This is a genomic window from Pantoea phytostimulans (assembly GCF_046118715.1).
In the GTDB taxonomy this organism is placed as follows: Bacteria; Pseudomonadota; Gammaproteobacteria; order Enterobacterales; family Enterobacteriaceae; genus Pantoea; species Pantoea phytostimulans.
Genome location: NZ_CP173698.1, coordinates 2,569,506 through 2,594,396 on the forward strand (window position 1 = coordinate 2,569,506; position 24,891 = coordinate 2,594,396).

At 52.2% G+C, this 24,891-nt stretch carries 25 protein-coding genes; 12 read left to right on the plus strand and 13 right to left on the minus strand.

Annotated elements, in window-relative coordinates; translation table 11 throughout:
- Positions 1 to 7 precede the first annotated feature (7 nt).
- Entirely contained in the window at positions 8 to 1,015 is a 1,008-nt protein-coding gene (gene fbp / locus ACF2G4_RS11935; protein ID WP_215845499.1) for a class 1 fructose-bisphosphatase, read from the plus strand.
- Positions 1,016 to 1,050: 35 nt separating this feature from the next.
- Here the strand turns inward: fbp and ACF2G4_RS11940 are convergent, their stop codons facing one another.
- Positions 1,051 to 2,610, minus strand: coding sequence for a methyl-accepting chemotaxis protein (locus tag ACF2G4_RS11940; RefSeq protein WP_215845498.1), 1,560 nt, complete (start codon positions 2,608 to 2,610; stop codon positions 1,051 to 1,053).
- A 174-nt stretch (positions 2,611 to 2,784) separates the two neighbouring features.
- On the opposite strand from ACF2G4_RS11940, the gene ACF2G4_RS11945 reads away from it, so the two are divergent.
- From ACF2G4_RS11945 to ppa, 3 genes are all read left to right on the plus strand, one after another.
- Positions 2,785 to 3,195 (plus strand): lysozyme inhibitor LprI family protein, encoded by a 411-nt coding sequence (locus tag ACF2G4_RS11945; RefSeq protein WP_332625836.1) that lies wholly within the window; start codon positions 2,785 to 2,787, stop codon positions 3,193 to 3,195.
- 71 nt (positions 3,196 to 3,266) lie between these two features.
- A complete protein-coding gene (locus ACF2G4_RS11950; RefSeq protein WP_215845496.1) occupies positions 3,267 to 3,716 on the plus strand; it encodes a DUF441 domain-containing protein in 450 nt (149 codons plus the stop codon).
- A 100-nt stretch (positions 3,717 to 3,816) separates the two neighbouring features.
- The gene (gene ppa, locus ACF2G4_RS11955; protein WP_215845495.1) at positions 3,817 to 4,347 is read left to right on the plus strand and encodes an inorganic diphosphatase; all 531 of its coding nucleotides are present in this window, start codon (positions 3,817 to 3,819) and stop codon (positions 4,345 to 4,347) included.
- A gap of 51 nt (positions 4,348 to 4,398) precedes the next feature.
- Here the strand turns inward: ppa and ACF2G4_RS11960 are convergent, their stop codons facing one another.
- From ACF2G4_RS11960 to ACF2G4_RS11970, 3 genes are read right to left on the minus strand one after another with little or no spacing between them, the layout of a single operon-like run.
- Entirely contained in the window at positions 4,399 to 4,752 is a 354-nt protein-coding gene (locus ACF2G4_RS11960; protein WP_215845494.1) for a gamma-glutamylcyclotransferase, read from the minus strand.
- A gap of 2 nt (positions 4,753 to 4,754) precedes the next feature.
- A complete protein-coding gene (locus ACF2G4_RS11965; RefSeq protein ID WP_409074881.1) occupies positions 4,755 to 8,525 on the minus strand; it encodes a translocation/assembly module TamB domain-containing protein in 3,771 nt (1,256 codons plus the stop codon).
- Positions 8,522 to 10,237, minus strand: a complete 1,716-nt coding sequence (locus ACF2G4_RS11970; protein WP_243079095.1) for an autotransporter assembly complex family protein — start codon at positions 10,235 to 10,237, stop codon at positions 8,522 to 8,524. Before ACF2G4_RS11970 ends, ACF2G4_RS11965 begins: the two co-directional genes overlap by 4 nt.
- Before the next feature lie 518 nt (positions 10,238 to 10,755).
- On the opposite strand from ACF2G4_RS11970, the gene ACF2G4_RS11975 reads away from it, so the two are divergent.
- The gene (locus tag ACF2G4_RS11975; protein WP_243078852.1) at positions 10,756 to 12,078 is read left to right on the plus strand and encodes a hemolysin family protein; all 1,323 of its coding nucleotides are present in this window, start codon (positions 10,756 to 10,758) and stop codon (positions 12,076 to 12,078) included.
- A 62-nt stretch (positions 12,079 to 12,140) separates the two neighbouring features.
- Here ACF2G4_RS11975 and ACF2G4_RS11980 read toward each other — a convergent pair whose 3' ends face one another.
- Positions 12,141 to 12,347: a DUF1107 domain-containing protein gene (locus ACF2G4_RS11980; protein WP_215845493.1), complete on the minus strand. Its 207-nt coding sequence runs from the start codon at positions 12,345 to 12,347 to the stop codon at positions 12,141 to 12,143.
- A gap of 315 nt (positions 12,348 to 12,662) precedes the next feature.
- Between ACF2G4_RS11980 and ACF2G4_RS11985 the strand changes: the two genes are divergently transcribed.
- Positions 12,663 to 13,220 (plus strand): YtfJ family protein, encoded by a 558-nt coding sequence (locus ACF2G4_RS11985; protein WP_409074882.1) that lies wholly within the window; start codon positions 12,663 to 12,665, stop codon positions 13,218 to 13,220.
- Between the two features lie 41 nt (positions 13,221 to 13,261).
- Here the strand turns inward: ACF2G4_RS11985 and cysQ are convergent, their stop codons facing one another.
- Positions 13,262 to 14,005, minus strand: coding sequence for a 3'(2'),5'-bisphosphate nucleotidase CysQ (gene cysQ / locus ACF2G4_RS11990; RefSeq protein ID WP_215845491.1), 744 nt, complete (start codon positions 14,003 to 14,005; stop codon positions 13,262 to 13,264).
- Positions 14,006 to 14,298: 293 nt separating this feature from the next.
- On the opposite strand from cysQ, the gene ACF2G4_RS11995 reads away from it, so the two are divergent.
- Positions 14,299 to 16,248 (plus strand): bifunctional 2',3'-cyclic-nucleotide 2'-phosphodiesterase/3'-nucleotidase, encoded by a 1,950-nt coding sequence (locus tag ACF2G4_RS11995; RefSeq protein WP_409074883.1) that lies wholly within the window; start codon positions 14,299 to 14,301, stop codon positions 16,246 to 16,248.
- A 35-nt stretch (positions 16,249 to 16,283) separates the two neighbouring features.
- On the opposite strand, the gene fklB is transcribed toward ACF2G4_RS11995, so the two are convergent.
- Positions 16,284 to 16,904: an FKBP-type peptidyl-prolyl cis-trans isomerase gene (gene fklB / locus ACF2G4_RS12000; RefSeq protein ID WP_243078849.1), complete on the minus strand. Its 621-nt coding sequence runs from the start codon at positions 16,902 to 16,904 to the stop codon at positions 16,284 to 16,286.
- A gap of 96 nt (positions 16,905 to 17,000) precedes the next feature.
- Between fklB and ACF2G4_RS12005 the strand changes: the two genes are divergently transcribed.
- Both ACF2G4_RS12005 and ACF2G4_RS12010 read left to right on the plus strand, forming a co-directional pair.
- On the plus strand, positions 17,001 to 17,384 hold the full coding sequence (locus ACF2G4_RS12005) for a hypothetical protein (protein ID WP_332625840.1): 384 nt from the start codon (positions 17,001 to 17,003) through the stop codon (positions 17,382 to 17,384).
- Complete coding sequence (locus ACF2G4_RS12010; RefSeq protein ID WP_243078847.1) at positions 17,353 to 17,901, plus strand: LysM-like peptidoglycan-binding domain-containing protein; 549 nt, start codon at positions 17,353 to 17,355, stop codon at positions 17,899 to 17,901. Before ACF2G4_RS12005 ends, ACF2G4_RS12010 begins: the two co-directional genes overlap by 32 nt.
- 48 nt (positions 17,902 to 17,949) lie before the next feature.
- Here the strand turns inward: ACF2G4_RS12010 and rplI are convergent, their stop codons facing one another.
- Genes rplI through rpsF form a run of 4 tightly spaced genes read right to left on the minus strand, consistent with a single transcriptional unit; the run spans position 17,950 to position 19,390 of the window.
- Positions 17,950 to 18,399, minus strand: coding sequence for a 50S ribosomal protein L9 (gene rplI / locus ACF2G4_RS12015; protein WP_215845488.1), 450 nt, complete (start codon positions 18,397 to 18,399; stop codon positions 17,950 to 17,952).
- 39 nt (positions 18,400 to 18,438) lie between these two features.
- Positions 18,439 to 18,666, minus strand: a complete 228-nt coding sequence (gene rpsR, locus ACF2G4_RS12020) for a 30S ribosomal protein S18 (RefSeq protein ID WP_000135199.1) — start codon at positions 18,664 to 18,666, stop codon at positions 18,439 to 18,441.
- Between the two features lie 4 nt (positions 18,667 to 18,670).
- Positions 18,671 to 18,988: a primosomal replication protein N gene (gene priB / locus ACF2G4_RS12025; protein ID WP_215845487.1), complete on the minus strand. Its 318-nt coding sequence runs from the start codon at positions 18,986 to 18,988 to the stop codon at positions 18,671 to 18,673.
- A 6-nt stretch (positions 18,989 to 18,994) separates the two neighbouring features.
- Positions 18,995 to 19,390 (minus strand): 30S ribosomal protein S6, encoded by a 396-nt coding sequence (gene rpsF, locus ACF2G4_RS12030; RefSeq protein WP_215845486.1) that lies wholly within the window; start codon positions 19,388 to 19,390, stop codon positions 18,995 to 18,997.
- Positions 19,391 to 19,775: 385 nt separating this feature from the next.
- Here rpsF and ACF2G4_RS12035 point away from each other — a divergent pair, with 385 nt between their 5' ends.
- Positions 19,776 to 19,982 (plus strand): hypothetical protein, encoded by a 207-nt coding sequence (locus ACF2G4_RS12035; protein WP_215845485.1) that lies wholly within the window; start codon positions 19,776 to 19,778, stop codon positions 19,980 to 19,982.
- 48 nt (positions 19,983 to 20,030) lie between these two features.
- Here ACF2G4_RS12035 and yjfP read toward each other — a convergent pair whose 3' ends face one another.
- Positions 20,031 to 20,780, minus strand: coding sequence for an esterase (gene yjfP / locus ACF2G4_RS12040; protein WP_409074884.1), 750 nt, complete (start codon positions 20,778 to 20,780; stop codon positions 20,031 to 20,033).
- Between the two features lie 157 nt (positions 20,781 to 20,937).
- On the opposite strand from yjfP, the gene ACF2G4_RS12045 reads away from it, so the two are divergent.
- The gene (locus ACF2G4_RS12045) at positions 20,938 to 22,869 is read left to right on the plus strand and encodes a methyl-accepting chemotaxis protein (RefSeq protein ID WP_215845483.1); all 1,932 of its coding nucleotides are present in this window, start codon (positions 20,938 to 20,940) and stop codon (positions 22,867 to 22,869) included.
- A gap of 57 nt (positions 22,870 to 22,926) precedes the next feature.
- Complete coding sequence (bsmA, locus tag ACF2G4_RS12050; RefSeq protein ID WP_215845482.1) at positions 22,927 to 23,250, plus strand: biofilm peroxide resistance protein BsmA; 324 nt, start codon at positions 22,927 to 22,929, stop codon at positions 23,248 to 23,250.
- Here the strand turns inward: bsmA and ACF2G4_RS12055 are convergent.
- Positions 23,227 to 24,855 (minus strand): isovaleryl-CoA dehydrogenase, encoded by a 1,629-nt coding sequence (locus ACF2G4_RS12055; RefSeq protein WP_409074885.1) that lies wholly within the window; start codon positions 24,853 to 24,855, stop codon positions 23,227 to 23,229. The two genes, bsmA and ACF2G4_RS12055, sit on opposite strands and share 24 nt — an antisense overlap.
- Positions 24,856 to 24,891: the final 36 nt, after the last annotated feature.

Sequence of the window (24,891 nt, forward strand, 5' to 3'; positions counted from 1 at the left end):
ATGTGTTATGAAAACGTTAGGCGAATTTATCGTCGAGAAGCAACACGACTTTCCGCACGCCACAGGCGAACTGACCGCATTGATTTCAGCGATCAAGCTTGGGGCCAAAATCATCCACCGCGACATTAACAAAGCCGGCTTAGTGGATATTCTGGGCGCAAGTGGTGTTGAAAATGTTCAGGGTGAACAGCAGATGAAACTGGATCTGTTCGCCAACGAAAAACTGAAAGCAGCATTGAAAGCACGTGGCATTGTTGCTGGTATCGCGTCTGAAGAAGAAGACGAATTCGTTATTTTTGAAGGTGAAGAGAACGGTAAGTACGTGGTGTTGATGGATCCACTGGATGGCTCTTCCAACATCGACGTTAACGTTTCTGTCGGCACCATCTTCTCGATTTATCGCCGCGTGAGCGAGCCCGGCACGCCCGTTGTCGAAGCTGACTTCATGCAGCCAGGAAACAAGCAGGTTGCTGCGGGTTACGTGGTTTACGGCTCATCCACCATGATGGTTTACACCACCGGTTGTGGCGTGCATGCGTTTACTTACGATCCGTCGCTCGGCGTGTTCTGCCTGAGCCACGAACGCATGACCTACCCAGAAAAGGGTTACACCTATTCTATCAACGAAGGGAATTACATTCGTTTCCCACAGGGTGTGAAAAAGTATCTTAAATTCTGTCAGGAAGAAGATATTGAGACCAAGCGCCCTTATACCTCACGCTATATCGGCTCGCTGGTGGCGGATTTCCACCGTAACCTGCTGAAAGGTGGCATCTACCTTTACCCGAGCACGGCCAGTCATACCAAAGGTAAGCTGCGTTTACTGTACGAATGCAACCCAATGGCGTTTCTCGCGGAGCAAGCAGGCGGTAAAGCCAGCGATGGTCAAAACCGTATTCTGGACATTCCTCCTGTCACACTGCACCAGCGTTGCCCGTTCTACTGTGGCAATGAAGCGATGGTCAATGATGTGGAGCGCTTCCTGCGCGAATTCCCAGATTGCCGTCAAGGTTAATCATGAAGGGCGCGATGATCGCGCCCTTTTTTGTATCAGGCTTCCTGCAATCGAAATTGCGCCATCGTTGCCTGTAGATGTTCAGATTGTGCCTCAAGCGATTGCGTTGCCGCCGTTGCCTGCTCCACCAGCGCCGCATTCTGTTGCGCCACTTCATCCATTTGCGTCACCGCCTGATTAACCTGCTCGATACCGCGACTCTGCTCTTCAGATGCCAGCGAAATCTCTTTCATCAATGCTGTCACGCGCATCACTTCGCCCGAAATCTCATCCATGGTTTCGCCCGCTTTGGTCGCCATATCGCTGCCTTCTTTAACGCGCGTCTGCGAATCACTGATCAAGGTACGAATTTCTTTCGCCGCATTAGCACTGCGTTGTGCTAGCGTGCGCACCTCATTGGCAACGACGGCAAAGCCTCGTCCTTGTTCGCCCGCACGTGCGGCTTCTACCGCCGCATTCAGCGCCAGGATATTGGTCTGGAAGGCGATGCCATCAATCACGCTAAGAATGTCACCAATGCGATGGGCACTTTCAGTGATTTCACTCATCTTCTCCATCACATAACTCACCACTTCCGCGCCGCGATCGGCGGTATCAGAAACGCTCTTGGCCAATTGGTTCGCTTGCTGCGCATTGGTGGCGTTGAGGCGCACAGTAGCGGTTAACTGCTCCATACTGGCGGCGGTTTGCTCCAGCGAGGCTGCAGATTCCTCAGTACGCTGCGAGAGATGAACATTGCCTGCCGCCAGCTCCCGGCTGCCAACGTCAATTTGCATGCTGGCTTCACGCACCTGATTTACAGAGGTACGTAACGCTTGCTGCATCTCGGCCAGTGCATTATTCAGACGCCCTAATTCGTTGTTACCCGCCAGCGGCAAGGTGTGCGACAAATCGCCAACCGCCACTTGCTCCAGATGCAAGATGGCGCTGTTCAGCGGCTGCAACAACATGCGGCGCAACAGCTGCCAGGCCAACACCAACAGCAGCAGCGAGAGCGCCACCGCGACGGCGATCAGCACTTTCATCTTGGTTTCGTTATAGGCCGCCTGCTCCAGCTGCGCAGCGGTGACGCCATTGGCGTATTGCCCAAAATCTGCCACCGCTTTGCTGTATTTGTCCGCCAGCGTAGGGAGATCGCCTTCCAGCAGCTGGTAATATTCGTCGTTGTACTGTTTATCCAGCGCGCTCATCATCGGTGTAATGCCCTGATCCAGATAGGCTTTGTAGCTTGAGACCACCGCATCAGCCAGTTTTTTGCCGTGCTCAGTAACAGTGCCCGCATCAATAAACTGTTTTAGACTTTTTTGCGAATCGATGACATCGGCTTGCGCCTGTTTCGTCACGACTGCGCCCTCGTCCAGCAAACCAATTTCAATTTTTCGCACGGCCAGCGCCGCTAAAGTGCGGGCGCGCATCAGCTCAGCATTGCTCTGGTAAAGATTGTTCAATTCGATGCCCTGAATGCGATTGATTACATCCAGCGATCGGTTCCCTTTGTTGATTGCCACAATTCCCATAAAACTCACCGCCAACAGCAGCAGTGTCATAAATGCCAGCATAGCCAGCAACCCGGTGCGTAGTGATAACTGTTTCATCTCGATAGATTCCATGTGTGTAGTAAAGGCAAAAAAATCCAAAAGCCCTAAAACGGGAAAGGTATCGGCTATTACGTGGCGAAACTTTAACCTTGATAGATGGTCAGCTGCTTGACCATCACAGATACATCAATCAAGCTGAACTCTGCCTCATCATTTAGAAAGAGAATGACAATGAAAAAATGGCTTCCTTTGGCGCTGACTCTCGTTAGCAGCAGCGCGATGGCGCAGAAATCCGCGATTGACGATACGCTGGATCACTGCATGGAAGGCGCATCCACAACCTCAGCAATGACGCAATGCTACGGCGATGCAAATCAAGCCTGGGACAAAGAGTTGAATAATCAGTATGGGAAACTGATGAAAAAATTGAGTGGTGAGCCTAAAGCCAAATTACGTGCTGCACAGCGTAATTGGCTAACTTATCGCGACAGTTGGCTGGACGCCGGTCGCAGCCGTTATCGCGATCAGGGCACCTTGGGCACGGTGTCGCTCAGCGCGCAAAGCGTCAGTGTGGTGCGTAATCAGGCGATGTTGCTGCAATCAATGAATAATGGGAGTTGCGCCAACCCTGATGATTGTTGATAAATGGACGCGGTAAAATCGCGTATGTGCTGACATGGGTTGGCACACTCATCCATTTTCAGGGAGAAAACATGGCTGCTTATGCCTCGACTTTTATTTTAATCTGCCTTGCCGTCCTCAGTTATTTCGTCCACAACAGCGCCGTGACGATTTCCATTCTGATTTTACTGGTGATCAAAATTACGCCCCTGGCACAATTTTTCCCCTATGTGGAAAAACAGGGCATCACGTTGGGCATTATTATTCTTACCGTTGCTGTGATGGCCCCGCTGGCCAGCGGTTCACTGCCCGCCTCAAGCCTGATTAAATCTTTTGCTAACTGGCAATCACTTGTGGCGATTGTGGTGGGCATTTTTGTTGCCTGGCTCGGTGGACGTGGCGTGAGTTTAATGAGTCTGAACCCTACCATTATTGGCGGATTGCTCATTGGCACAGTGATTGGCGTAGCCTTCTTTCGCGGCGTACCGGTCGGACCACTGATAGCTGCGGGCATTGTCTCGCTGTTTGTCACGCAGAAGTAGCGTTGAGGCGCATTCCGAAACGCCAAAAAGGGGGCATACTTTCAGAGTCAGTTGGCTATAATAGCCGACACTCAACATACGACTACTGAAGGAATGCCCGATGAGTTTGAACCAGGTGCCAGCAGGTAAAGACCTGCCAGAAGATATCTACGTAATCATTGAGATCCCGGCCAATGCCGATCCGATCAAATATGAAGTTGATAAAGAGTCTGGTGCCCTGTTTGTAGACCGCTTTATGTCTACCGCCATGTTCTATCCGTGCAACTACGGCTACATCAACCACACCTTATCTTTGGATGGTGATCCGGTTGACGTGCTGGTACCGACCCAATATCCACTGGTACCAGGCTCCGTAATCCGCTGCCGTCCAGTTGGCGTGCTGAAAATGACCGACGAGTCTGGCGAAGATGCCAAACTGGTTGCGGTTCCGCACACCAAACTCTCTAAAGAGTACGATCACATCAAAGATGTGAACGACCTGCCAGAACTGCTGCGCGCACAGATCACCCACTTCTTTGAGCACTACAAAGATTTGGAAAAAGGCAAATGGGTGAAAGTTGACGGCTGGGATAACGCCGAAGCTGCGAAAGCAGAAATCATTGCCTCTTATGAGCGCGCTCAGAAGAAATAATTCTGTTGCCGAGCCATAAAAAAACACCGTCCAACTGGACGGTGTTTTTGTTTAGGCTTCTGGTTCCTCATCGCGCTTTAGCCAGTCGCCGCTGGTGATACGCTGGCGTCCAGCCACCGAGCGTTGATAAACATAAAGCCATGCACTGCCAAACGGCGTCTGCATGAGATGACGTTTGTACTCTCCACCCTTGGTACGTAGCGCATCCAGCTCGCCAAGAGTGGAAGCATCGATGCGGTACACTTCGCAGTGTACCGTTCCATTGCCCTGGATGACGCCGGGATAATGACCAAGACTGTAGAGCTCGAAGCCCTCAATCGGGTAATCACCCAGCCATTGCGCGTTCGTCATCCAATGACTGTTTCCCTGTTTGCGCCTTAAACTGCCGTAAACAATTATTCGCATTGCTAAAACTCAAACTGATAGAGCAAATCGAGAGCCTGGTCCACGCCGGACACGGCTTCCAGATAGAGTTTGGGCATCAGGCGGTAACGCAAGGTTAACGTCGCCAGTGAATCAAAAATGCCAACACCGTATTTTACTTGTAGACCCGGCAGCACATAACCGCTGACCTGCACCTGCTGGCTGTCGCCAACACCTGCGGTATCAAGGGCAAGGTTGCTGACACCGAATGTCTCGCCGATTTTACCCACAACCTGCCCACTTTGTGCAACCCCTAAGCCAACCAATGCTGAAGTCAGTGCATTACTGTCACCATCACTGTTGAGTCCCTGACCACGTAAAAGGTAAGAAAGCGCTTCCTGCTGGGACATCGCCGGATCAGCAAAGACCTCGACTTTCGGCTCATCCGCCAGACCAGTAACACGCAGGCCCGCCGTGACATCATCCTCTGTGGCTTCCGGGTTACGAATGGCTTCAAGGTTGACGTAAGGTTGATCGGGTGGTCCGGCAAACTGCAACTCACCTTTACGCACAATCAGATCCTGACCATACGCATGGAAACGACCAGAGGGAATATTGATTTGTCCGTTTAATCCCAATCCTGACTTATCCTGCACCAGTTTCAGATCGCCGTTCAGTTTCGCTTTCAAGCCAAAAGCAGAAAGCCGCACATCGTTGCCGACGTTAATAACCAGATTACTGTTGATCGGAATCGAGGCGGTTTTCGGCTGAATAGGTTTGAGGTTTTCATCCAGCATCACTGCATCGGATGAAACGCCGGTCGCACTTTCAGGTACTTCTTGCACCGTGATACGCGCCCAGGGAATATCAACACGTCCATCCAGACTGAAAGCAGCAGGTGTGGCTTCGAATACCAGATCCGGTGAGACATCCATGCGCACCATTGGCGGCACGGTAACGCGTATGCGGCTACCCTGCGCGGCGACTCGGGCGCGCCAGTTATCCAGCTGGCTCCAGTCAGCATTACCATTCAGGTTGATGTTACCCTGCGCGGTTTGGATCAACCCATTGAGCGTTGAACTCATGCCATTGAACACCAGGTTTAGGTTCGCCGCAGTGAGATCAACGGGCATGAAGCTGCCATCAACATCGACATCCTGCAGGCCAAGCTGACCAAACACCTGCGGCTGCTGCACGCTGCCGCCAAGGCGTAAACTGCTGTTGAGCTTGCCTTTGATCTGCTCGCCCTGCATCAGGGCCGGATTGATCATCGCCAACGAAATATTGCGAATGTTGACGTTACCGCCCAGCGTACGGCGATTTTCAGGATCGTTGATTTGGACATTGCCATCGAGCTGACCGTTATTCGCGATGCGAATCAGCCAGTCAAGCTGCGCGCGACCGTTGCGCAGTGCGGCATTTAGATTAAGCGTATCGAAGGCAATTGGCAGCGTGTTGCCCTGCACATCCTGCTCAACTTTGACGCCATTACCCTTCAATGCCACTGTGCCGGTTGGCAAGCTACCGTCAGCACTCCAGTTTACGCGCACATCACCGCTGAACACGCCGTTGAGTTTGGTCGCATCGGGCATAAACGGTTTGATCATGGCCAGATCAAAGCGATTAAGCACCACATGCGCTTTTCCGCTCGGGCCCGCTTCAATCGGCTCCGGCACGCACAACTGCGCATTGGGGTTCTGCCAGCAATGCGCGCCAATGGTGGCGGTTTGTTTGGCGTTGAGATAATCGATCGCCATCGCCCGTGTCAGTCGCCATTCGCCTACTGGCGTGTCGAAGTGCGTGTTGTTCAGTGAGCCTTTCCAACGCTGCTGCTGGCGATCAAAGCTGCCGCTCAACGCCAGCTGACCGGAAACCGGTTTACCCTGAACATCGAGTTTGAGCTGATGCTGCTTTTCGTTACCGTCGGCGTTCAGCGTCAACAGGTTAATGCTCAAGGCATCCTGTTTAAGCTGTTCAACGCGTAATTGCAGCTTACCCGCGATTTGATCGCTGGAACGCACGTCGCCATTCAGCGTAACGCGGTTGATTTGCAACTGTTGCCAACGCAAACCGGTGGCATTGAGGTCAGCCAATACCTGTGGCGCCTGCAATGTTCCGCGTGCTTTAAGGGTGCCTTTCACCACGCCGCCTAAGCCCGGCAAGGCATTATTGAGCTGTGGCGCATCAATGGTTGCGTCAAGGTTTACCGTATCGCCTAGCGCACCTTTTACGTCTAAATGGTTGCGGCCTAATGCCAGCTTGATACCGGGCACCGTCCATTGATTGTAGCTGTTGCCGCTCAGTGAGCCGTCTGCGGTTACTGCGTTTTGCTTCACGTTTCCTTTCAACTGCAACTGCGGCACGCTGACTTGCCAGGTTCCGCCATACAGGCTGCCGCGCGTAGCGATCTTACCATCCAGCTTCGCCGGCCAATCGGGATACTGTTTTGCAGTATCAATTCCTGACAAGGTCAATTCACTGCGCCAGCTGATCGCTTTGCTCCAATCCACCAGCGCGGTGAGATCGACGTTGCCTTGCAGCGCGGCGACACGCAATTTATCCAGACTAAACTGCTGCACGTTGCCTTTGCCGTCGAGCGAGATCGTTGCTGGTGGCACCGCTTCGCCTTTCACTGCGGTACGCAGCGACATCACGTAATCAGTGGCTTTGCCTTTGAATTGATAATCAAGATTGTCAGCCTGATACAACACCGGACCGGTTAACGGCCAACGCAACTGTGGGCTGGTAAGTTTCAGCGAAAGGGGTAAACCCGCTACCGCTGGTTGCGTGGTCGCATCAAGTTGCGCACGCACCGGGCCGGATAAATTCAGCGCTAACGTCAATTCATCACGCATCGCCCCGTTTAGCTTCAATACGATGTTTTCGCCTTTAAGCGGATCCACGTTTGCCGTGCCGTTGAGCGAGAAATCCACCGGCCAGTTATCCGCTAACGTAGCCTGACCGCTGCCGTTGAGCTGCCCCAGATTAGAATCAACCTCCAGCGTGTGCAGCTGCATCTGGCGATCGGTGGTTTTCGCTTTTACCAGCAGGCGTTTAACGGAAATATCGGTGTCGCCAGTAATGCGCAGCTGTTCGCCCAGGATCGTCTGCACATCAATATCCAGCGGCAGCTGAAAATCGGGTAGCTCTGGCAGTAGCGGTTTGGCAAACATCGCCTGCAGCGTTTCACCCAGCGGTTTCTCATCTGGCTGCGGTTGCTGAACTTTGGGCTGAATCACCTGCTCATTAGCCACTTTCGCCGCTTTTGGTAAGGCGATCAGCAGGCTTTGAATATGGGTTGGACTCAACGTTAACGCCCGATCCTGCCACTGCAAGCCGGTGGTGAAATCCATCAGCGAAATCGCTGTATCATCCACTTTGACATTGACGTTGTGCAGGCCAAGATGGCGCAAGGTGATCGGATAAGGCGTGCTGAGATTGGTGCTACCGCCCTCTTCTTCTGGCGGTGGCGCGCTGGATGGCGTCATTTTTTTGCTGTCGACCACCACGCTAATATCTTTGAGCGTGACGTCATTAACGCACACCGACGAGTGCAGCAGGCAATTTAAATCCACCGCTAAATGGATATTGCCAGCATCAACGCTGACGCCGGGCATTTCATAACGCAGACCGTTAATCGACAGATTACGCCAGCCGCCTTCGACCTGTTTGATCGACAAGCCCGGCACCCAGCGTGATGCGCCATTTAGCACCAGATGTAAACCTGGTGTGGTGCCAATCAGAAATGCCACACCACCCACTAACAGCACCAGAAAGATCAGAATACCTATCAGGACCTTTTTCCACAGCTTCATAGTTCAGGCCCCAGTCCTACGTAAAATTGCAAACCATGTTCCTCGCGATCGCCAATCGGTCGGGCAATGTCGAACTTAATCGGCCCTACCGGCGATGACCAGCGCACGCCAACACCTGCGCCAGTTTTGAAATTACTCTGTTTGATGTCGTTAACGGCTTCACCAGAATCGACGAAGACCGCACCCCACCATTTTCCTGTCACGTTGTATTGATACTCCAGCGATCCTGTCGCCATTTTTGATGCGCCCGTTAGCTTGCCGTCATCATCACGCGGAGAGATATCTTTGTATTTGTAACCGCGAATACTGCGATCGCCCCCCGCAAAGAAACGCAGATCGGGCGGCACTTTTTCGAAATCGTTGGTTTCAATCCAGCCAACATTACCGCGTGCGACAAAGCGGTGATTATCGCCCAAGGTACGGATCCAGACGTTTTGTGCCTGAAGGATCAGGAAATCTACGTCTGAGCCCCAGGTTGTGTCAGAGACGTCCACGGAATAGCGCTGTGAATCGCCCCAGGTTGGCATCAGGCCGCCACGCGAACGGGTGCGGTTCACGCTAACGCCCGGATAGAGCAACATTGTGGTGTTAGTGACGCTGCCTTGGGTAAAGTGATCGAGGCTCCAGCGCAAGTTAACCGCTCTTTGCCAACCGGAACTGCTGTCCCAGTTACGCGAAACGGCTAACGTTGATGTATCAGATTGCGTGTCGTTGAGATCGGTACGCTTCAACCCGCCCGAGAAGGTGTAATACTGCTCCAGCGGACTTTTCAGCAGGGGAACTTTATAGCTGAGATCGAGCTGCTGCTCCGGTGCAGACACATAGGCGCTGGCTACCAGGCTATGACCCCGATCGTTTATCCAGGGTTTTCTCCAGGTGCCTTTCAGACGGGGACCGACGTCAGTGGAATAGCCAACACCGGTTTCAATGGTATTTTCGGTACGTGGCGACACCACCGCGCTCAGCGGCAGCACTTTGGTTTTTCGGCCTTCATTAAATTCTGGCGCCACCACCACGGAATTAAACCAACCGGTTGCAGAAAGACGACGGTTGAGTTCGGCTAAATCACGTGAGCTGTAGTAATCGCCCTTTTTGAAGGGCACCAGATTGCGCAGGTATTCGTCACGGATTTGCGATTTTTCGAACGTCACGTCGCCAAAACGATAGCGCGGGCCGCTGTCGTAATCGATATCCCAAAAGGCTTCACGCCGTTCTACAGATATGCCGAGCTGGCTCTGTTTGAAATCACCGTCGAAGTAACCGTTACGAAGAGCAAGGTTGGAAAAACCGCTTTTGAATTTGTCATACTGGCCGTGATTCAGCTGGGTGCCGACTTTCGGGCGGCCTTGTTCAACCCAGGCTTTGTAATCGGCATCGTTTCTGGCATCGCCTTCAACCACAATGGTGCTGCCGCCGATTCTTACCGGCTCTCCCGGCTTCACATGGGCAATCAATACTGGGCGGCCGCCCTGTGCAGGTGCCGGACGTGATTCAAAATCGATATCGGGTTCATAATAACCCAGTGCACGCAGCCCTTCTTTTACCGCTTCCGAAACGCGCGCGCGGAAACGGCCATCATTTGAGACCTCATCGCTGCCAATGGTGGACAAGCGCGCTCTGACATTTTTTTGCAAATCCCCGGTTAACCCTTCTACCTGCAATCGTACTGTCGCAGCCCCAAGGGAAGGCGCGGCAAGCAGCAGGCTGGCCATACAATAAATATGAAATCGTGGCACGGGTACTCCTGTTAATCATGCCGGCCCCTTTTCCGCAGGGCACTCATTAATCTTCTTTGCCTGCTCTTACGGCAAGGCAACACCATCATCATAGCCACACTTTTTTGCTAACGGTGGCGTAAAGGCGACATCTAAGTCAAATCGCCGACTATTGTCGGTAAATGCCGGGATCGATACAACAACCGTGCGGCCGATCGGCTTGTTCAGGTGCCTCACTCAGATTAATCTTACGGTTCTGTTCCCGGTTTCGCCTGACACTTCCCGCTTATGCTGCTATTCGCCCTCTGGCGGCAACATTGTGGCTGCTGCTATAATCAGCCACCACAGGCATATCGCCTGTTTTCATTTCTGCCCCGACAGTGATTTTCTTTGTCGAATTGGCGCAGACATTTTTGGCACGGATAGCCCAGATCGATGGGTAAGTACATGAAGTACGATCTTACCTCGCGCTGCCCAGGCCAAAAATGACAAGTGGATAACCCTTTGGATCTCATATGTTAGATAGCTTGCTTGTCATTCTTTTGCTGATCGTAATCAGTGCTTTTTTCTCCCTCTCGGAAATCTCGCTGGCCGCCGCCCGTAAGATCAAACTGAAACTGCTCGCCGATGAAGGCAACATTAATGCACAACGTGTGTTAAAGATGCAGGAAACGCCCGGAATGTTCTTCACCGTAGTGCAAATTGGTCTGAATGCGGTGGCTATTCTCGGCGGTATCGTCGGTGACGCGGCTTTTTCTCCCGCTTTCAACAGTTTGTTTAGCCGTTTTGTTGCCCCGGATCTCGCCGAGCAGCTCAGCTTTATCTGCTCCTTCACCATTGTCACCAGCCTGTTTATTTTGTTCGCCGACCTGACGCCAAAACGCGTCGGCATGATTGCGCCGGAAGCCGTTGCCTTGCGTATCATCAACCCCATGCGCTTCTGTTTAATGATCCTGCGCCCGCTGGTGTTTTTATTTAACGGTTTGGCTAACGTCTTCTTTCGCATCTTCAAGCTACCGATGGTGCGCAAAGATGACATCACCTCTGATGATATTTATGCGGTAGTTGAAGCCGGTGCACTGGCGGGCGTGTTGCGTAAGCAAGAACACGAACTGATTGAAAACGTGTTTGAACTGGAATCACGTACCGTTCCTTCTTCAATGACCTCACGCGAAAATATCGTCTGGTTTGATTTGAATGAAGAAGAGAACAGCCTGAAAACCAAAATCGCGGAACATCCACATTCTAAGTTTTTAGTCTGTAGCGGCGACATTGACCACATCGTTGGCTACGTCGACTCCAAAGAACTGCTGCTACGCGTGTTGGGCAACCAAAGCATGACGCTGAACAGCGGGCTGCAAATTCGTTCGGCGTTGATTGTGCCAGACACGCTGACGCTTTCGGAGGCGCTGGAAAGCTTCAAAACCGCTGGTGACGATTTTGCCGTGATCATGAATGAATACGCGTTAGTCGTCGGTATCATCACGTTAAACGACGTTATGACCACGCTGATGGGCGATTTGGTTGGCCAAGGCATGGAAGAGCAAATTGTGGCGCGTGATGAGAATTCATGGCTGGTTGAGGGTGGTACGCCAATTGATGATGTGATGCGTGTGCTGCATATCGACGATTTTCCGCAGTCCGGTAACTACGAAACCATTGGCGGCTTCATGATGTTCATGCTGCGCAAAATCCCGAAACGTACCGATTTCGTGAAATTTGCTGGCTTCAAGTTTGAAGTGGTGGATATCGATAGCTATCGCATCGATCAGCTATTAGTGACGCGGATAGAGGAACGCCCGCCGGTCTTGAACCTCACAAAAACCACTGAAGAGTAAAAATATTAAGGGCGCCGTTGGCGCCCTTTCTTTTGCATACTGCTTACTGCTATTTTTTTTGATTAGTTGAACTCAAGCTTCAGACGAACAACCTGACGGTTAATTTCTGACATTACGCTCAGATGCTGTTTGTCTTTGACGCGGGGAATCAACACTTTTCCCTTGTCGAACTCGAACGCGCCAACGTCCTTGATATACAACCTTCCTCGGAACAGCGTTTTTACGTATTTCGCTATTTGCAGCGGATTATAGCGCTGGAAGATCTTCATTCTGTCTAACTCCTAAATTTTTATAAACACGCTTCGCCGTTGCCAAAATCGGTACGAGCCCTTGAAGCGCAAATTGCGAATAAACTATAGAACACTGTGCGTTACTCGTGTTCCGAAAATTGAATTTATTTACTGAGTTGACACACCATTACAGAACACTCTGTTACTGCCGTGACACAACCCAGTATAAACCTTCAGTCGTTAAGGAATTGTGGCGTTGATAACAAACCTGACACTTTGCCGCGACAGCTGCATCATCACTGCCTACTATTGCAATAAAATGACTAACTGGTCTGATCACTTAAGGATGTGTTTATGCGGACAACATGGGCGGCGATATTTTTAACCCTGATAATGCCGGTTAGCGCACTTGCTCACGATATCAAACAGGGCGAGCGCGTTCCCGCAGTAGGCATTAACGACAAAGGCGAACTGCTTTGGCATCAAAATGAGTTTAGCTATAAAAGTTGGAACAGTGCACAGCTGATCGGCAAAGTACGCGTGATTCAGCATATTGCCGGTCGTTCATCAGCAAAGGAAAAGAATGCTGCGCTGATAGAAGCGATCAAAGCCGCGAAATTTCCGCACGATCGTTATCAAACCACCACCATCGTCAATACCGATGATGCAATTCCGGGCACCGGCATGTTTGTGCGCAGCAGCATTCACAGCAACAAACAGCAGTATCCGTGGTCGCAGTTTATTATTGATAGTAAAGGTAATATTCAAAAAGCCTGGCAGCTTGAAGAAAGCAGTTCGGCGATTGTGGTCGTAGATAAGACGGGACAGGTTCGATTTGTAAAAGATGGAGCGCTCACGCAGCAAGAGTTGCGGCAGGTAATGATATTGCTGAAAACGTTGTTAAAAGAATAAGCAGTGTTAATAAACGGGAGGAAAACCTCCCGTTTTGCCTATCAGAACAGGGACACACGGAAACCCGGATTGAGGAAAGATTCACGTGGCGCGTAATCCAGTGTTTTACCCTGCCAGTCGTGAACATGCGCACCCGCCGCCATCGCTACTGCGTGACCCGCTGCGGTATCCCAGATATTGGTTGGCCCAAAACGCGGGTAAAGCTGAGCTTTACCTTCTGCGACCAAACAGAATTTCAATGAAGAACCGGTAGCAACTGTTTGGTGCTCGCCCAGCTGTTTCAGGTATTGTTTCATCTCATCATCATCGCCATGTGAGCGACTGACCACCACCAGCGGCGGACGTGCATCCTGCGCCTGAATTTGCACATGCTGACCGCCCTCTTCTTTCCAGGCTTTACCTTCTGCGGCGGAATACATCACGCCCAGCGCGGGCGCATATACCACCCCCATCACCGGTTTACCTTGCTCAATCAGTGCAATGTTGACGGTGAACTCGCCGTTGCGTTTGATAAACTCTTTGGTGCCATCCAGCGGATCGACCAGCCAGTAATGCTGCCAATGCTGGCGAACATCCCAACCTTGCGGATCTTCTTCTGATAATACCGGCACATCAGGAGAGAGCTGTTTTAAACCCTGAATAATGACGTTGTGTGCGGCGATGTCTGCCGCCGTCACAGGCGAGTCATCGGATTTGTGAGAAACGTCAAGCGGTGCCGCGCCATTATAAACGTGCATGATGGCATCGCCCGCTTCACGCGCCAGTTGGCAGATTTGCTCTAACATTTTTCACCTCGTTTTATGCGGCTGCTGCGCGTATGACTCAACGCCAGACCGATTACATGTCAACAGTTCCGCTATCTGCGCCGACTTTTCGGCATGCAGCGGAGCATTTCATAGATATATCAATATCATAGTTCATACAGCATCGCTATGCTTGCCACGTGGCGGCAAAATCTGAATTCTGCGAGCCGCCTTCCAAAGCCTGAAAGCGTTACATCCATCACGTTTTAAAATGACCCTTGATCAAGCTTTTACATTATTTTGAGAGCTTCGATCTTTTGGGAGCAGGAGCCTACATGTTTAAGCCTGGCATAACGTTACTGGCGCTTGGAATTTCCAGCGCATTATCGGCAGCAACCGTGGATTTGCGCGTACTGGAAACCACCGATTTGCACAGTAATATGATGGACTTCGATTACTACAAAGATACGCCCACCGAGAAGTTTGGCTTGGTACGTACCGCATCGCTGATTCATGCTGCACGTCAGGAAGTTAAAAACAGCGTGCTGGTTGATAATGGCGATATTATTCAGGGCAGCCCGCTTGGCGATTACATGGCCGCGAAAGGGCTTAAAGCGGGCGAGATCCATCCCGTTTATCAAGCGCTCAATACGCTGGACTACAGCGTGGGTAACCTGGGTAATCACGAGTTCAACTACGGTTTGCCCTATTTGAAAAAAGCCCTTGCTGGTGCCCGCTTTCCTTACGTTAACGCCAATGTGATCGATAGTAAGAGCGGCAAGCCACTGTTTACGCCTTATCTGATCAAATCCACTGATGTCGTCGATCGCGATGGAAAACGGCAAACAGTGAAAATAGGTTATATCGGCTTTGTTCCGCCGCAAATCATGGTGTGGGATAAAGCGAATCTTCAAGGCAAAGTGCGGGTAGACGACATTACCGAAACGGCTCGTCGTTACATTCCTGAAATGCGTAAGCAAGGCGCGGAAGTGATTATTGCCATTCCGCATTCTGGCCTGAGTAGCGAGCCTTATCATGCCATGGCGGAAAACTCGGTTTACTATCTCAGCCAGGTCGAAGGCATAGACGCCATTCTGTTTGGGCACGCACATGCCGTATTCCCAGACAAAGATTTCGCCAACATTAAAGGCGCCGATATCGCTAACGGAACCCTGAACGGCATTCCTGCGGTGATGCCGGGCATGTGGGGCGATCATCTTGGTGTGGTCGATCTGGTGCTGAACAATGACGATGGGCGTTGGCAGGTGAGCAGCGGTAAAGCGCAGGCGCGTCCCATTTACGACATCGCGCAGAAAAAATCGCTGGTGGCTGAAGATCCGGCGCTGGTTAGCGTGCTGGCGGATGCGCACCGTGCTACACGAGAGTTTGTTGCCAAGCCGATCGGTAAATCAGCAGATGTGATGTACAGCTATTTGTCGTTGGTGCAGGACGATCCCACCGTGCAGATCGTTAACAATGCACAGCGCGCCTATGTAGAACATTTTATTCAGGGCGATCCTGACTTAGAACGTCTGCCGGTGCTTTCTGCTGCTGCACCGTTTAAAGCGGGTGGACGTAAAAACGATCCGGCAAGCTATGTTGAAGTTGAAAAAGGAGCGCTAACCTTCCGCAATGCCGCGGATTTGTATCTTTATCCCAACACGTTAGTGGTGATGAAGGTCAGCGGCGCGCAGGTAAAAGAGTGGCTGGAGTGCTCAGCTGGCCAGTTCAATCAAATTGATCCCGCCAGCAGCAAGCCACAATCACTGATCAACTGGGATTTCCGCACCTACAATTTTGATGTGATCGATGGCGTGGAATATCAGATTGATGTGACGCAACCTGCGCGATATGACGCGGAGTGCCAGATGATTCACCCTGAGGCTTCGCGTATCAAGCAGCTTAGCTGGCATGGCAAACCGGTTGATCCGAAGGCGACTTTCCTTGTAGCGACCAACAATTACCGTGCGTATGGTGGCAAATTTGCCGGAACCGGCGATAAGTACATCGCTTTTGCTTCACCGGATGAGAACCGTTCAGTGGTGGCGGCTTATATCAGCGCAGAGACCAAGAAGCATGGAGAGGTTAAGCCACAGGCCGATAACAATTGGCATTTGGCACCGATTGCTTCCACTGCGTCCGTCGATATCCGTTTTGAGACTGCGCCGGGAGAAAAAGCCAACGGCTTTATCAAACAGCATGCGCAATATCCGATGCAGCAGAAAGGCAGTGATGAGATTGGCTTTGCGATTTGGCAGGTGAATTTGCAGCAGCAGAAGAAGTAAAACAGAGAGGGCGGCATGATTGCCGCCCTTGGGTATTACAGGATTTCGAGCAGCTCGACTTCAAACACTAACGTGCTGAAAGGTGGGATGGATGCGCCCGCACCGCGCTCGCCGTAAGCGAGGTTGTGAGGAATAACCAGTTCCCATTTTGAGCCGACCGGCATCAGGGTCAATGCTTCAATCCAGCCTGCAATCACGCCGCTAACCGGGAATTCCGCTGGCTCGCCACGTGCGACTGAGCTGTCAAACACGGTGCCGTCAATCAGTTTACCGGTGTAGTGAACGCGTACGCGATCCTGACGAGATGGGATTGGGCCTTCACCTTGAGTGATTACGCTGAACTGCAGACCTGATTCGGTGCTGCTCACGCCTTCACGCTGTGCGTAGTCAGCCAGGAACGTCTGACCTTGTGCTGCCATTGCTTCTGTACGCTCACGACGTACGCCTTCCGCACGCTCATGCACTTCACGCAGCGCGCGATGTACCACATCTACCGGGACCGCCGGTGAATTCCCTTCCAGCGCGTCGCGCAGGCCCGCGAGCAGTGCTTCTGGTTGCAACCCTTGCAGACCAGATTCCAGCAACTGCTGGCCAACCTGTAAACCAATACCATAACTTGCTTGTGCTTCGACGCTGTCGAAAGAAGGGGTTGTCATCTTCGTTCCTTTCACTCTGGTAAAAAATTCGAGCGGGCAGCATAGCAGCGCAGGCCGCTGGCGTAAAATGCCCTGCATCGCGGATGACTTTTCGCGATGAAAGAGAAACAATACGCAGGTCAAATTTATCAATGCTGGCGGGCACTTCGCGTCCACATTGCCCATACTGTATCTCAGAACGTTCGAATTGCAGGAAAGCAGCAAGCAGAGAATATCCGGGAGCAAGCAGCCTGGGTATTCGATCCACTGCATATGCAAGTTGAAAAGATGAAAGGTATATCACAACAGACAAGGCTTCTCTTGTCTGTGGCACATAATGAAGAGAGAGAACATGGGCCAGATCGCCCCACGACGCCGCAGGACGCACGCACCGCGTATTTTATCCCGGCTGCAAACCTGGCTGCATCAACGCAAGCCACAGCAATCCGCCGGAGAGGAGGAACCACGAATGGCTTCAGACGCGTCATCCCGCTTACCTAACTGGCTGCATCGTATTTGGCACCTGACAGACACGATTCGCTGGATGGACCCACTACCTGCCCCGCATCGCCGTGGCATTGTTATTGCCCTGCTGCTAATGCTGCTGGCGTTTCTCTGGCCGAGCAGTACGCCAAAATATCCGGTGGAACGTCCTGTGACCTCATCCTCTGAGCAAGAGACGCCGATGCAGGCGGATATCTACGAAAACAAGGCAGCACCTTCACAGCAGCAAACTCCACCGAAAAGTGATTCACAAGGTGCGTGGCGCAGCTATACCGTGGCATCAGGCCAGACGCTGGCGCAGCTGTTTCGCGATAATAATTTGCCGGTGAATGATGTCTTTGCCATGGCGCGTGTCGAGGGCAACGATCAGCCGCTGAGCGCTTTACAAAGTGGACAACAAGTGAAGATAAGACAAGATGCGCAAGGCGCAGTGACAGGATTGACGGTTGAGAGTGCAAATGGCCCGGTGCTGTTTACGCGTCAGCCAGATGGCAGCTTTCTTCGCGCGCAATAAACAAAAACGCCGGCACAAGGCCGGCGTTTTGCGTTGCTGGGTAATAAATTACGCAGCCACTACTTTCACGATCAGTTTCGCGAATACATCGCTGTGAACCTGGAAGTCCACTTCGTGCTCACCGGTGGTGCGCAGAACGCCGTTCGGTAAACGAACTTCGCTCTTAGACACTTCAACGCCAGCTGCAGTTACTGCATCTGCAACGTCGCGGGTACCGATGGAACCGAACAGTTTACCTTCGTCGCCTGCTTTAGACGCGATGGTAACGGTGTCCAGTGCGTTGATTTTCTCAGCGCGTGCAGTCGCTGCAGACAGAACGTCAGCTTGTTTCGCTTCCAGTTCTGCGCGGCGTGCTTCGAAGAATTCAACGTTTTTCTTGGTAGCAGGGACAGCTTTGCCCTTAGGAACCAGGAAGTTACGAGCGTAGCCCGCTTTAACGTTAACCTGATCACCCAGGTTACCCAGGTTTGCTACTTTATCAAGCAGAATAACTTGCATTACCTTATCCTCTTAAAGTCGTTAATGGACAGTTGCCGATTACTGATGACGATCAGTGTACGGCAGCAGGGACAGGTAACGCGCGCGCTTGATAGCACGAGCCAGCTGACGCTGGTATTTAGCGCGAGTACCAGTGATACGGCTTGGGACAATCTTGCCGCTTTCAGTGATGTAGTTTTTCAGCGTTGCGATATCTTTATAATCGATCTCTTGAACGCCTTCCGCGGTGAAACGGCAGAACTTGCGACGACGGAAATAACGTGCCATTTGGCTAGTCTCCAGAATCTATCAATTCAATCTGCTCGGCATGTAACACCATTTTACTCTGGCCATTTCGCGCCTGATGGCAGCTAATGAAACCTTCGAGAATGAGTTGCGTGCCGACCGTTATATGTTGAGTAATCACCTGATGGGTGCTGCCGCTGATAATCACCGGCATCCGACACCAGGCTTGCCGGTGAAACCCGGCTTCCTCCTGCACTGAGTTGTGCTCAAGCACAAACTGACAATGCGGGATTCCTGACGGACTTATTTTTCGAACCGGTGTCTTGCACACGGTGCCAGACAAACGCAGTCGATTAGCCGTCACGATGGATTACTCTTCAGAATCCCCAGCATCTGAGTCATCAGCGGATTCGTTAGCAAAATCTTCGCGACGATCACGACGCTCATCTTTCGCTTTAACCATCGGTGATGCTTCAGTTACCGCGTTTTTAACGCGCATAACCATGCTACGGATAACGGCGTCGTTGAAGCGGAAGTTCGTTTCCAGCTCGTCGATCACTTCCTGCGGAGCTTCTACGTTCAGCAGAACGTAATGTGCTTTGTGCAGTTTGTTGATCGGGTAAGCCAGCTGACGGCGGCCCCAGTCTTCCAAACGGTGGATCGTGCCTTCTGCACCAGTGATAGCACCAGTGTAACGCTCGATCATGCCTGGAACCTGTTCGCTCTGGTCAGGATGGACCATAAATACGATTTCGTAATGACGCATCGAAATTGCTCCTTACGGATTATTCAGCCTCCTGTCTGGGTCAACCGCGGCCCGTGGAAGCAAGGAACGTTATAGACCGTGCCCCAATTTTCATGGGTCACAGCCTGAGAATGCGGCTGAAAAATTGACGCGTAATCATACTGATGTCCCCCACTAAACTCAAGAGCACATTTCAACAAATCGTACAGAGCGTGCCAAATACCGATACCTTTTGTGCTATCTCTGCTAATACAACGGGTTGTATAAGAATTGTTCAAATTAGCTGAAGAAGAGCATCAAAAGGCCGACTGGCGACATAATGACCAGCCACTAAACTTTATTCAGACGTCGCGGCCTTTTTGTCGGCGTCCTGCCAGAGTGTTTTCCCTGTAGTGAGGAGTCGAGCATGAAAACGTTCGTCATCGCCACCTTACTGGGTCTCTTCCTGTCTCCACCCGCCCTTGCCAGCAGTGCTGACTGTGCGCAGCAGATGAGAAGTAACAGTAGCAAAGCGGCTTCAGGCTATGTTTACGTTAATCGATTGGATACGCCAGGCAATAGCAATGCCAACGTCACCATCAGCGCAGCGGAGCGGTTATCGAATTCGTACTAATGCCCTGTAACGTAACGGGCTGGCAGCGTGCTACCAGCCCAATTTCATTTACAGCCGGTGTTTAAAGAAACTCACTAGCGCGGTCAGGCCTGAGGGCGTGATTTTGTGGCCGATATGTTTTTCGGACAGCGAGGTCAAATTAGCGTCCAGGCCTTGTTCGCGCAGGGCCGTGTCAAGCCTTGTGGTTTCAGCAAAAGGCACCACTTCATCAGCTTCACCATGCCACAACAGCAACGGCCGATTAGCCAGCTTATCCAACTGTCCGCAAGGATCGTAACCCGCTAGCGGAGCCATGCGTTCGGCAAACTGCGCCTTTTGTTCTGTCGTGCGCGCCACCAGCGGCGGGAACAGCGTATTGCTGAGCTGCATAAAATAGCCCGACCCCATCATACAGGCGACGCTGTGAATCTGCGGATAACGCGCCATTGCACCTAATGCTGTCATTCCTCCCATCGATGCCCCTGCGACCGCAAAGCGATCATGACTAATCAAGTCATTCTCGCGCAGCGCGGCTTCCAGTTGAGGGACTTCATCAATGTTCTGTTTCAGGATGTCCCAGAAGTGGCTCATTCGAGACTCGGCATCACCGTGGTAGCGCGCCCCATGCATATCCGCATCTGGCATTACCGCACGAAAACCAGCCTGAGCCAGCGCTACGGCGAAATAGGCATAGACCTCTTTAGACGACGTAAAGCCGTGGTAAAACAGCACGGTCGGCAGCCTGGCGTGGCGCTGCCCTGCGGGTGCTGCGTGTAGGCATTCAATACCGGCCAATGTTTCCGTGGTGAGTTCAATCATGTGCTCTCCTGAGTAAGGGGCAAAACCTGCTTTGACGTGTACATTCTGCCAATAAAAATATTAATCAGCCCACCCTTGATCTAGATCAATGCGTCCTAAACTTTTCTTCTTACCTGCCGTTGATCTTGTACCCTCCTATCATAATCAAAGGTAATTTATGAAGCGTCTCTCTCTCAGCAGCCTGAGCCTTGGAATAAAGCTGTCTGTACTGACGTCTCTTAGTGTAGCGCTGCTGTTATTTGTCCTGACTCTCACGCAAAGTCATAACGCATCTCGTCAGCTGGAAAGTCTGGCAATGGACGATATGCATAACCAGGTACAAGGCATCAGCGAAATGGCGACGATGTTTAACGCCACACTGACCGAAGAGGTCAGCAGCTACACCCAACTTTTCGCCAGTTTCCTGCCTAAAAATTTTAGCCGCGACGACAGTGCTCGTATTCAGGTGGGTAACTTCTCGACCCCGACGCTGAGAGCCGGACTGAAGACGCTTAACCTTGATCAAACGGCAGTGGATGATTTCACCGAGCGCACTGCTGCGGTTTCCACCATCTTTGTGCGTGATGGCGATGACTTCGTGCGTATTTCGACCTCACTGAAAAAGGAAGATGGCAGTCGCGCAATCGGTACTCAGCTGGATCGCACCAGCGCCGCGTGGAAAAGTGTGAATCAGAGTGAGGTTTATCGCGGTCTCGCCACGCTGTTTGGTCATCGCTATATCACGCAGTATCAGCCGGTGAAAGATAGCAGCGGTACGGTCGTTGCCATTCTGTTTGTCGGCGTACAGATTGATAAAGAATACGCCTTAATGCGTGAAAAAATACTGGCGCGTCGACTCGGCGAAAGCGGCCACTTTTACGTGCTAAATGGCACGTCAGGCAAATTGCAGGGCCAATACCTGTTTGATAAGCAGCGTGAAGGCCAGCAGCCCGCTTGGGATAAAGCGCTTCTGCAGCAGCTGGTCACTCAACCACAAGGTATCCGTGAAGCAGAAATTGCGGGCGAGAATAAGATGCTTGCCTGGCAGCAGTTGCCTGGTTGGAATTGGGTGATTGTGGGTGAAGTCAACCGCGCCAGCCTGCTGGCTCCTATCACCCATAGCCGCAATCTGTTTATGATCACCGGTCTGGTTCTGGTGGTGATCTTCGCGCTTGGTTTTGCCTGGTACAGCCGACGCGCCATTACTCGCCCATTACAACAGGTTATCCATCTTGCAGAGCAATACGCTGCGGGCAATCTGCAGGTTCATCTTGATACGTCGCGACGTGATGAAGTGGGTCAGTTGATCACGGCCATTAACGGCATTGGTGACGGTTTAGAAAAAATTGTGGCGCAGGTGCGCGGCGCGGCGCAAGAGATCAGCGATGGTACTGACACTATCGCCGCCAGTAGCCAGGATATCAGCGCCCAGATAAGCCGTCAGGCCAGCAGCGTTGAAGAAACCTCGGCCAGCATGGAACAGTTTGGCGCGACGGTGGAACACACGGCGGACAGTTTACGCCAGGCGATGTCGCTGGTATCGGAAGCCACCAGCATGGTGAATCACGGCAGCAAAACAGTGGTGCGCTCGGTCAACACTATGTCGGCGATTAAAGTTTCGTCACAAAGCATTGCCGACATTACTCACGTGATTGAATCGATCGCTTTCCAGACCAATATTCTGGCGCTCAATGCCGCTGTTGAAGCCGCGCGTGCCGGTGAGCATGGCCGCGGCTTTGCTGTTGTCGCGGCTGAGGTGCGTGCGCTGGCGCAGCGTTCGGCACAGGCCGCCAAAGAAATTGATGGCCTGATTGCGACTTCCATCAGTAACGTTGCTGAAGGCCATACCTTGTCTGAGCAAACACGCGAAGCGATGACTAACATTGTGACGCACATTGAGCAGGTTCAGGCATTGATGGGTGAAATCAACGTTGCCGCGCAGCAGCAGGCAGCGGGCATTGGTCAGGTGAATCTGGCCATGAATCAGATCAGCCAGGCGACGCATCAGAACAGCGATTTAGTGGCGCAGGCAGAAACCACTGCACAGAACCTGAGTCAGAAAGGGCATCATCTGACGCAGTTGGTCAGCGTTTTTAACCTCAAATCGTAATTGCCTGCGGGACGGTGTGACATACACTTAATACATCGTCCCTCAGGAGGATTTGCCATGCGTTACGCTTTCCTGTTGTTTTTTGCCTTACTGCTCAGCGGCTGTTCAGTTTTTAAAGATACGCCGGAAGCGCCGCCTGCGCCGACCAGCCATGCACAAGAAATTTCACGATCGCAAACTCACGGCTTGCCGAAGCTGGGCACGATTAGCGTTAGCGTGCGCGGTTCGCCAGATGACGCTGAGCGTGAAATCGATGCGCGAGCAAATCAAGCGGGTGCGATTTACTATCAGATTGTGATGGTTGATGAAACGGTAATGCCAGGCTTATGGTACGCCACGGCAACGTTATACGGCGCTTCAACTGCCGCTCGCGCGCAGTAATAAACGATCGGTAAGCGCGTTTTCTAACGGACGCGATCCGCGCAAATCGAGCCATTGGCGACACCATGCATCAGCAATCGGCGGCTCAGCATATTTCAGCAGTTGCGCCGCCGTTGCCAGTTGTAGCAGCTGATGCGTGAATTCATGCGCCTGCACTTCCTGCGCTTTATGCAGCCGCAGCTTGAGTTGACGCCAGCGCGCATCAAAATGGCGATTACTGCCTTTTACCGCATCAAATTCCTGATTCAACATGTCGATGATGCCAGATTGCCGGGTGAGCACCCGCAGCACATCCAGGCACATCACATTCCCGGATCCTTCCCAAATGCTGTTAACCGGCATGTCACGATACAGGCGCGGCAGTTCACTCGCTTCGCAATAGCCGATGCCGCCTAATACTTCCATCGCGTCGGCGACAAACGGCATTCCCGCTTTGCAGATGCCATATTTCGCTGCTGGCGTGAACAAGCGAGCAAAACTGACTTCATGCGGTTGGGCTGGCTGCGACCAGGCGCGAGCCAGACGTAATAAAAATGCGGTTTGCCCTTCTAGCTGCAGCGCTTGCGTCGCCAGCATCTGTCGCATCAAAGGCTGGTCCACCAAATTTTTTCCCTGCACCTGACGCTGATGTGCATGATAGAGCGCCACAGAAAAAGCGCGCCGCATTTGACCGTGGCTGCCAAGAGCACAATCGAAACGCGTCATGCTGCCCATTTTCAGGATCATCCGCACGCCTTCGCCTTCTTCGCCCAATAGCCAGCCAATGGCATCTTTAAACTCAACTTCTGCGCTGGCATTCGAGCGATTACCGAGTTTGTCTTTGAGTCGTTCAATAACGATCGCGTTGCGCTCGCCGTCAGGAAGCAGACGCGGCAGAAAAAAACAGCTTAACCCTTGCTGGGTTTGCGCCAGAATCAGATGCGCATCGCTTTGAGGCACGGAAAAGAACCATTTGTGGCCGACGATACGATAGGCTTCGCCAGGCCCGCGCTGCTCCAAAGGCTCTGCGCGAGTGGTATTGGTCATGACGTCGCTGCCGCCCTGTTTTTCCGTCATGCCCATGCCAATCAACAACCCACGCTTCTGTTCGCCAGGTTGTGCATGCGTGTCGTAACGATCGTTCAACAGGGGATCGAGCCAACCTTCAAACGCGGCGGGAAGCGTCCGTTGTAGCAAAGGAATGGCAGCGTGCGTCATGGTCACCGGACAAAGCGTGCCGGCTTCCACTTGCGCATGGAGAATAAAGCGCGCCGCACGCGCCACGCTGGCGCGTTCAAGCACATTGGGCTGCCAGGTAAGATTATGCAGACGGCTGGCGCAAACGCCCTGCATCAGTAAATGCCAGGCTGGATGGAAGCGCACTTCATCAAGACGCGCGCCACGCGCATCGTAACGCAGCAGTTCGGGTGGCTCAGCGTTGGCTAAACGGCCCAGCTCCAGTGATTCGGCGCTGCCAAGCTGCATACCAACCGAGGCGAGCCAATCGCGATCCCATTCACCGCCTTCACGCAGTAGCGCTTCACATAACGGCGTATCGGACAGAAAGAGATTACTGTTGCTAAGAGGTTGCGGCTGATTGAATACGGTGTGGGTTGTCCAGGTCATAACGGCTCCTCACGGATTTCACTCCCTAATTATGGG

Excerpts from the sequence above, each read along its gene's own strand:
- ACF2G4_RS12045 (WP_215845483.1), top strand. The coding sequence starts at position 20,938 with ATGAAGCGTCTCTCTCTCAGCAGCCTGAGCCTTGGAATAAAGCTGTCT.
- ACF2G4_RS11950 (WP_215845496.1), top strand. The coding sequence starts at position 3,267 with ATGGCTGCTTATGCCTCGACTTTTATTTTAATCTGCCTTGCCGTCCTC.
- bsmA (WP_215845482.1), top strand. The coding sequence starts at position 22,927 with ATGCGTTACGCTTTCCTGTTGTTTTTTGCCTTACTGCTCAGCGGCTGT.
- ACF2G4_RS11965 (WP_409074881.1), bottom strand. The coding sequence starts at position 8,525 with ATGAAGCTGTGGAAAAAGGTCCTGATAGGTATTCTGATCTTTCTGGTG.
- ACF2G4_RS11975 (WP_243078852.1), top strand. The coding sequence starts at position 10,756 with ATGTTAGATAGCTTGCTTGTCATTCTTTTGCTGATCGTAATCAGTGCT.
- ACF2G4_RS12010 (WP_243078847.1), top strand. The coding sequence starts at position 17,353 with ATGGCTTCAGACGCGTCATCCCGCTTACCTAACTGGCTGCATCGTATT.
- yjfP (WP_409074884.1), bottom strand. The coding sequence starts at position 20,780 with ATGATTGAACTCACCACGGAAACATTGGCCGGTATTGAATGCCTACAC.
- ACF2G4_RS12005 (WP_332625840.1), top strand. The coding sequence starts at position 17,001 with ATGAAAGAGAAACAATACGCAGGTCAAATTTATCAATGCTGGCGGGCA.
- ACF2G4_RS11960 (WP_215845494.1), bottom strand. The coding sequence starts at position 4,752 with ATGCGAATAATTGTTTACGGCAGTTTAAGGCGCAAACAGGGAAACAGT.
- rpsR (WP_000135199.1), bottom strand. The coding sequence starts at position 18,666 with ATGGCACGTTATTTCCGTCGTCGCAAGTTCTGCCGTTTCACCGCGGAA.
- ACF2G4_RS12055 (WP_409074885.1), bottom strand. The coding sequence starts at position 24,855 with ATGACCTGGACAACCCACACCGTATTCAATCAGCCGCAACCTCTTAGC.
- ppa (WP_215845495.1), top strand. The coding sequence starts at position 3,817 with ATGAGTTTGAACCAGGTGCCAGCAGGTAAAGACCTGCCAGAAGATATC.
- ACF2G4_RS11945 (WP_332625836.1), top strand. The coding sequence starts at position 2,785 with ATGAAAAAATGGCTTCCTTTGGCGCTGACTCTCGTTAGCAGCAGCGCG.
- rplI (WP_215845488.1), bottom strand. The coding sequence starts at position 18,399 with ATGCAAGTTATTCTGCTTGATAAAGTAGCAAACCTGGGTAACCTGGGT.
- ACF2G4_RS11995 (WP_409074883.1), top strand. The coding sequence starts at position 14,299 with ATGTTTAAGCCTGGCATAACGTTACTGGCGCTTGGAATTTCCAGCGCA.
- fbp (WP_215845499.1), top strand. The coding sequence starts at position 8 with ATGAAAACGTTAGGCGAATTTATCGTCGAGAAGCAACACGACTTTCCG.
- ACF2G4_RS11980 (WP_215845493.1), bottom strand. The coding sequence starts at position 12,347 with ATGAAGATCTTCCAGCGCTATAATCCGCTGCAAATAGCGAAATACGTA.
- ACF2G4_RS11940 (WP_215845498.1), bottom strand. The coding sequence starts at position 2,610 with ATGAAACAGTTATCACTACGCACCGGGTTGCTGGCTATGCTGGCATTT.
- ACF2G4_RS12035 (WP_215845485.1), top strand. The coding sequence starts at position 19,776 with ATGAAAACGTTCGTCATCGCCACCTTACTGGGTCTCTTCCTGTCTCCA.
- cysQ (WP_215845491.1), bottom strand. The coding sequence starts at position 14,005 with ATGTTAGAGCAAATCTGCCAACTGGCGCGTGAAGCGGGCGATGCCATC.
- ACF2G4_RS11985 (WP_409074882.1), top strand. The coding sequence starts at position 12,663 with ATGCGGACAACATGGGCGGCGATATTTTTAACCCTGATAATGCCGGTT.
- ACF2G4_RS11970 (WP_243079095.1), bottom strand. The coding sequence starts at position 10,237 with ATGGCCAGCCTGCTGCTTGCCGCGCCTTCCCTTGGGGCTGCGACAGTA.
- rpsF (WP_215845486.1), bottom strand. The coding sequence starts at position 19,390 with ATGCGTCATTACGAAATCGTATTTATGGTCCATCCTGACCAGAGCGAA.
- fklB (WP_243078849.1), bottom strand. The coding sequence starts at position 16,904 with ATGACAACCCCTTCTTTCGACAGCGTCGAAGCACAAGCAAGTTATGGT.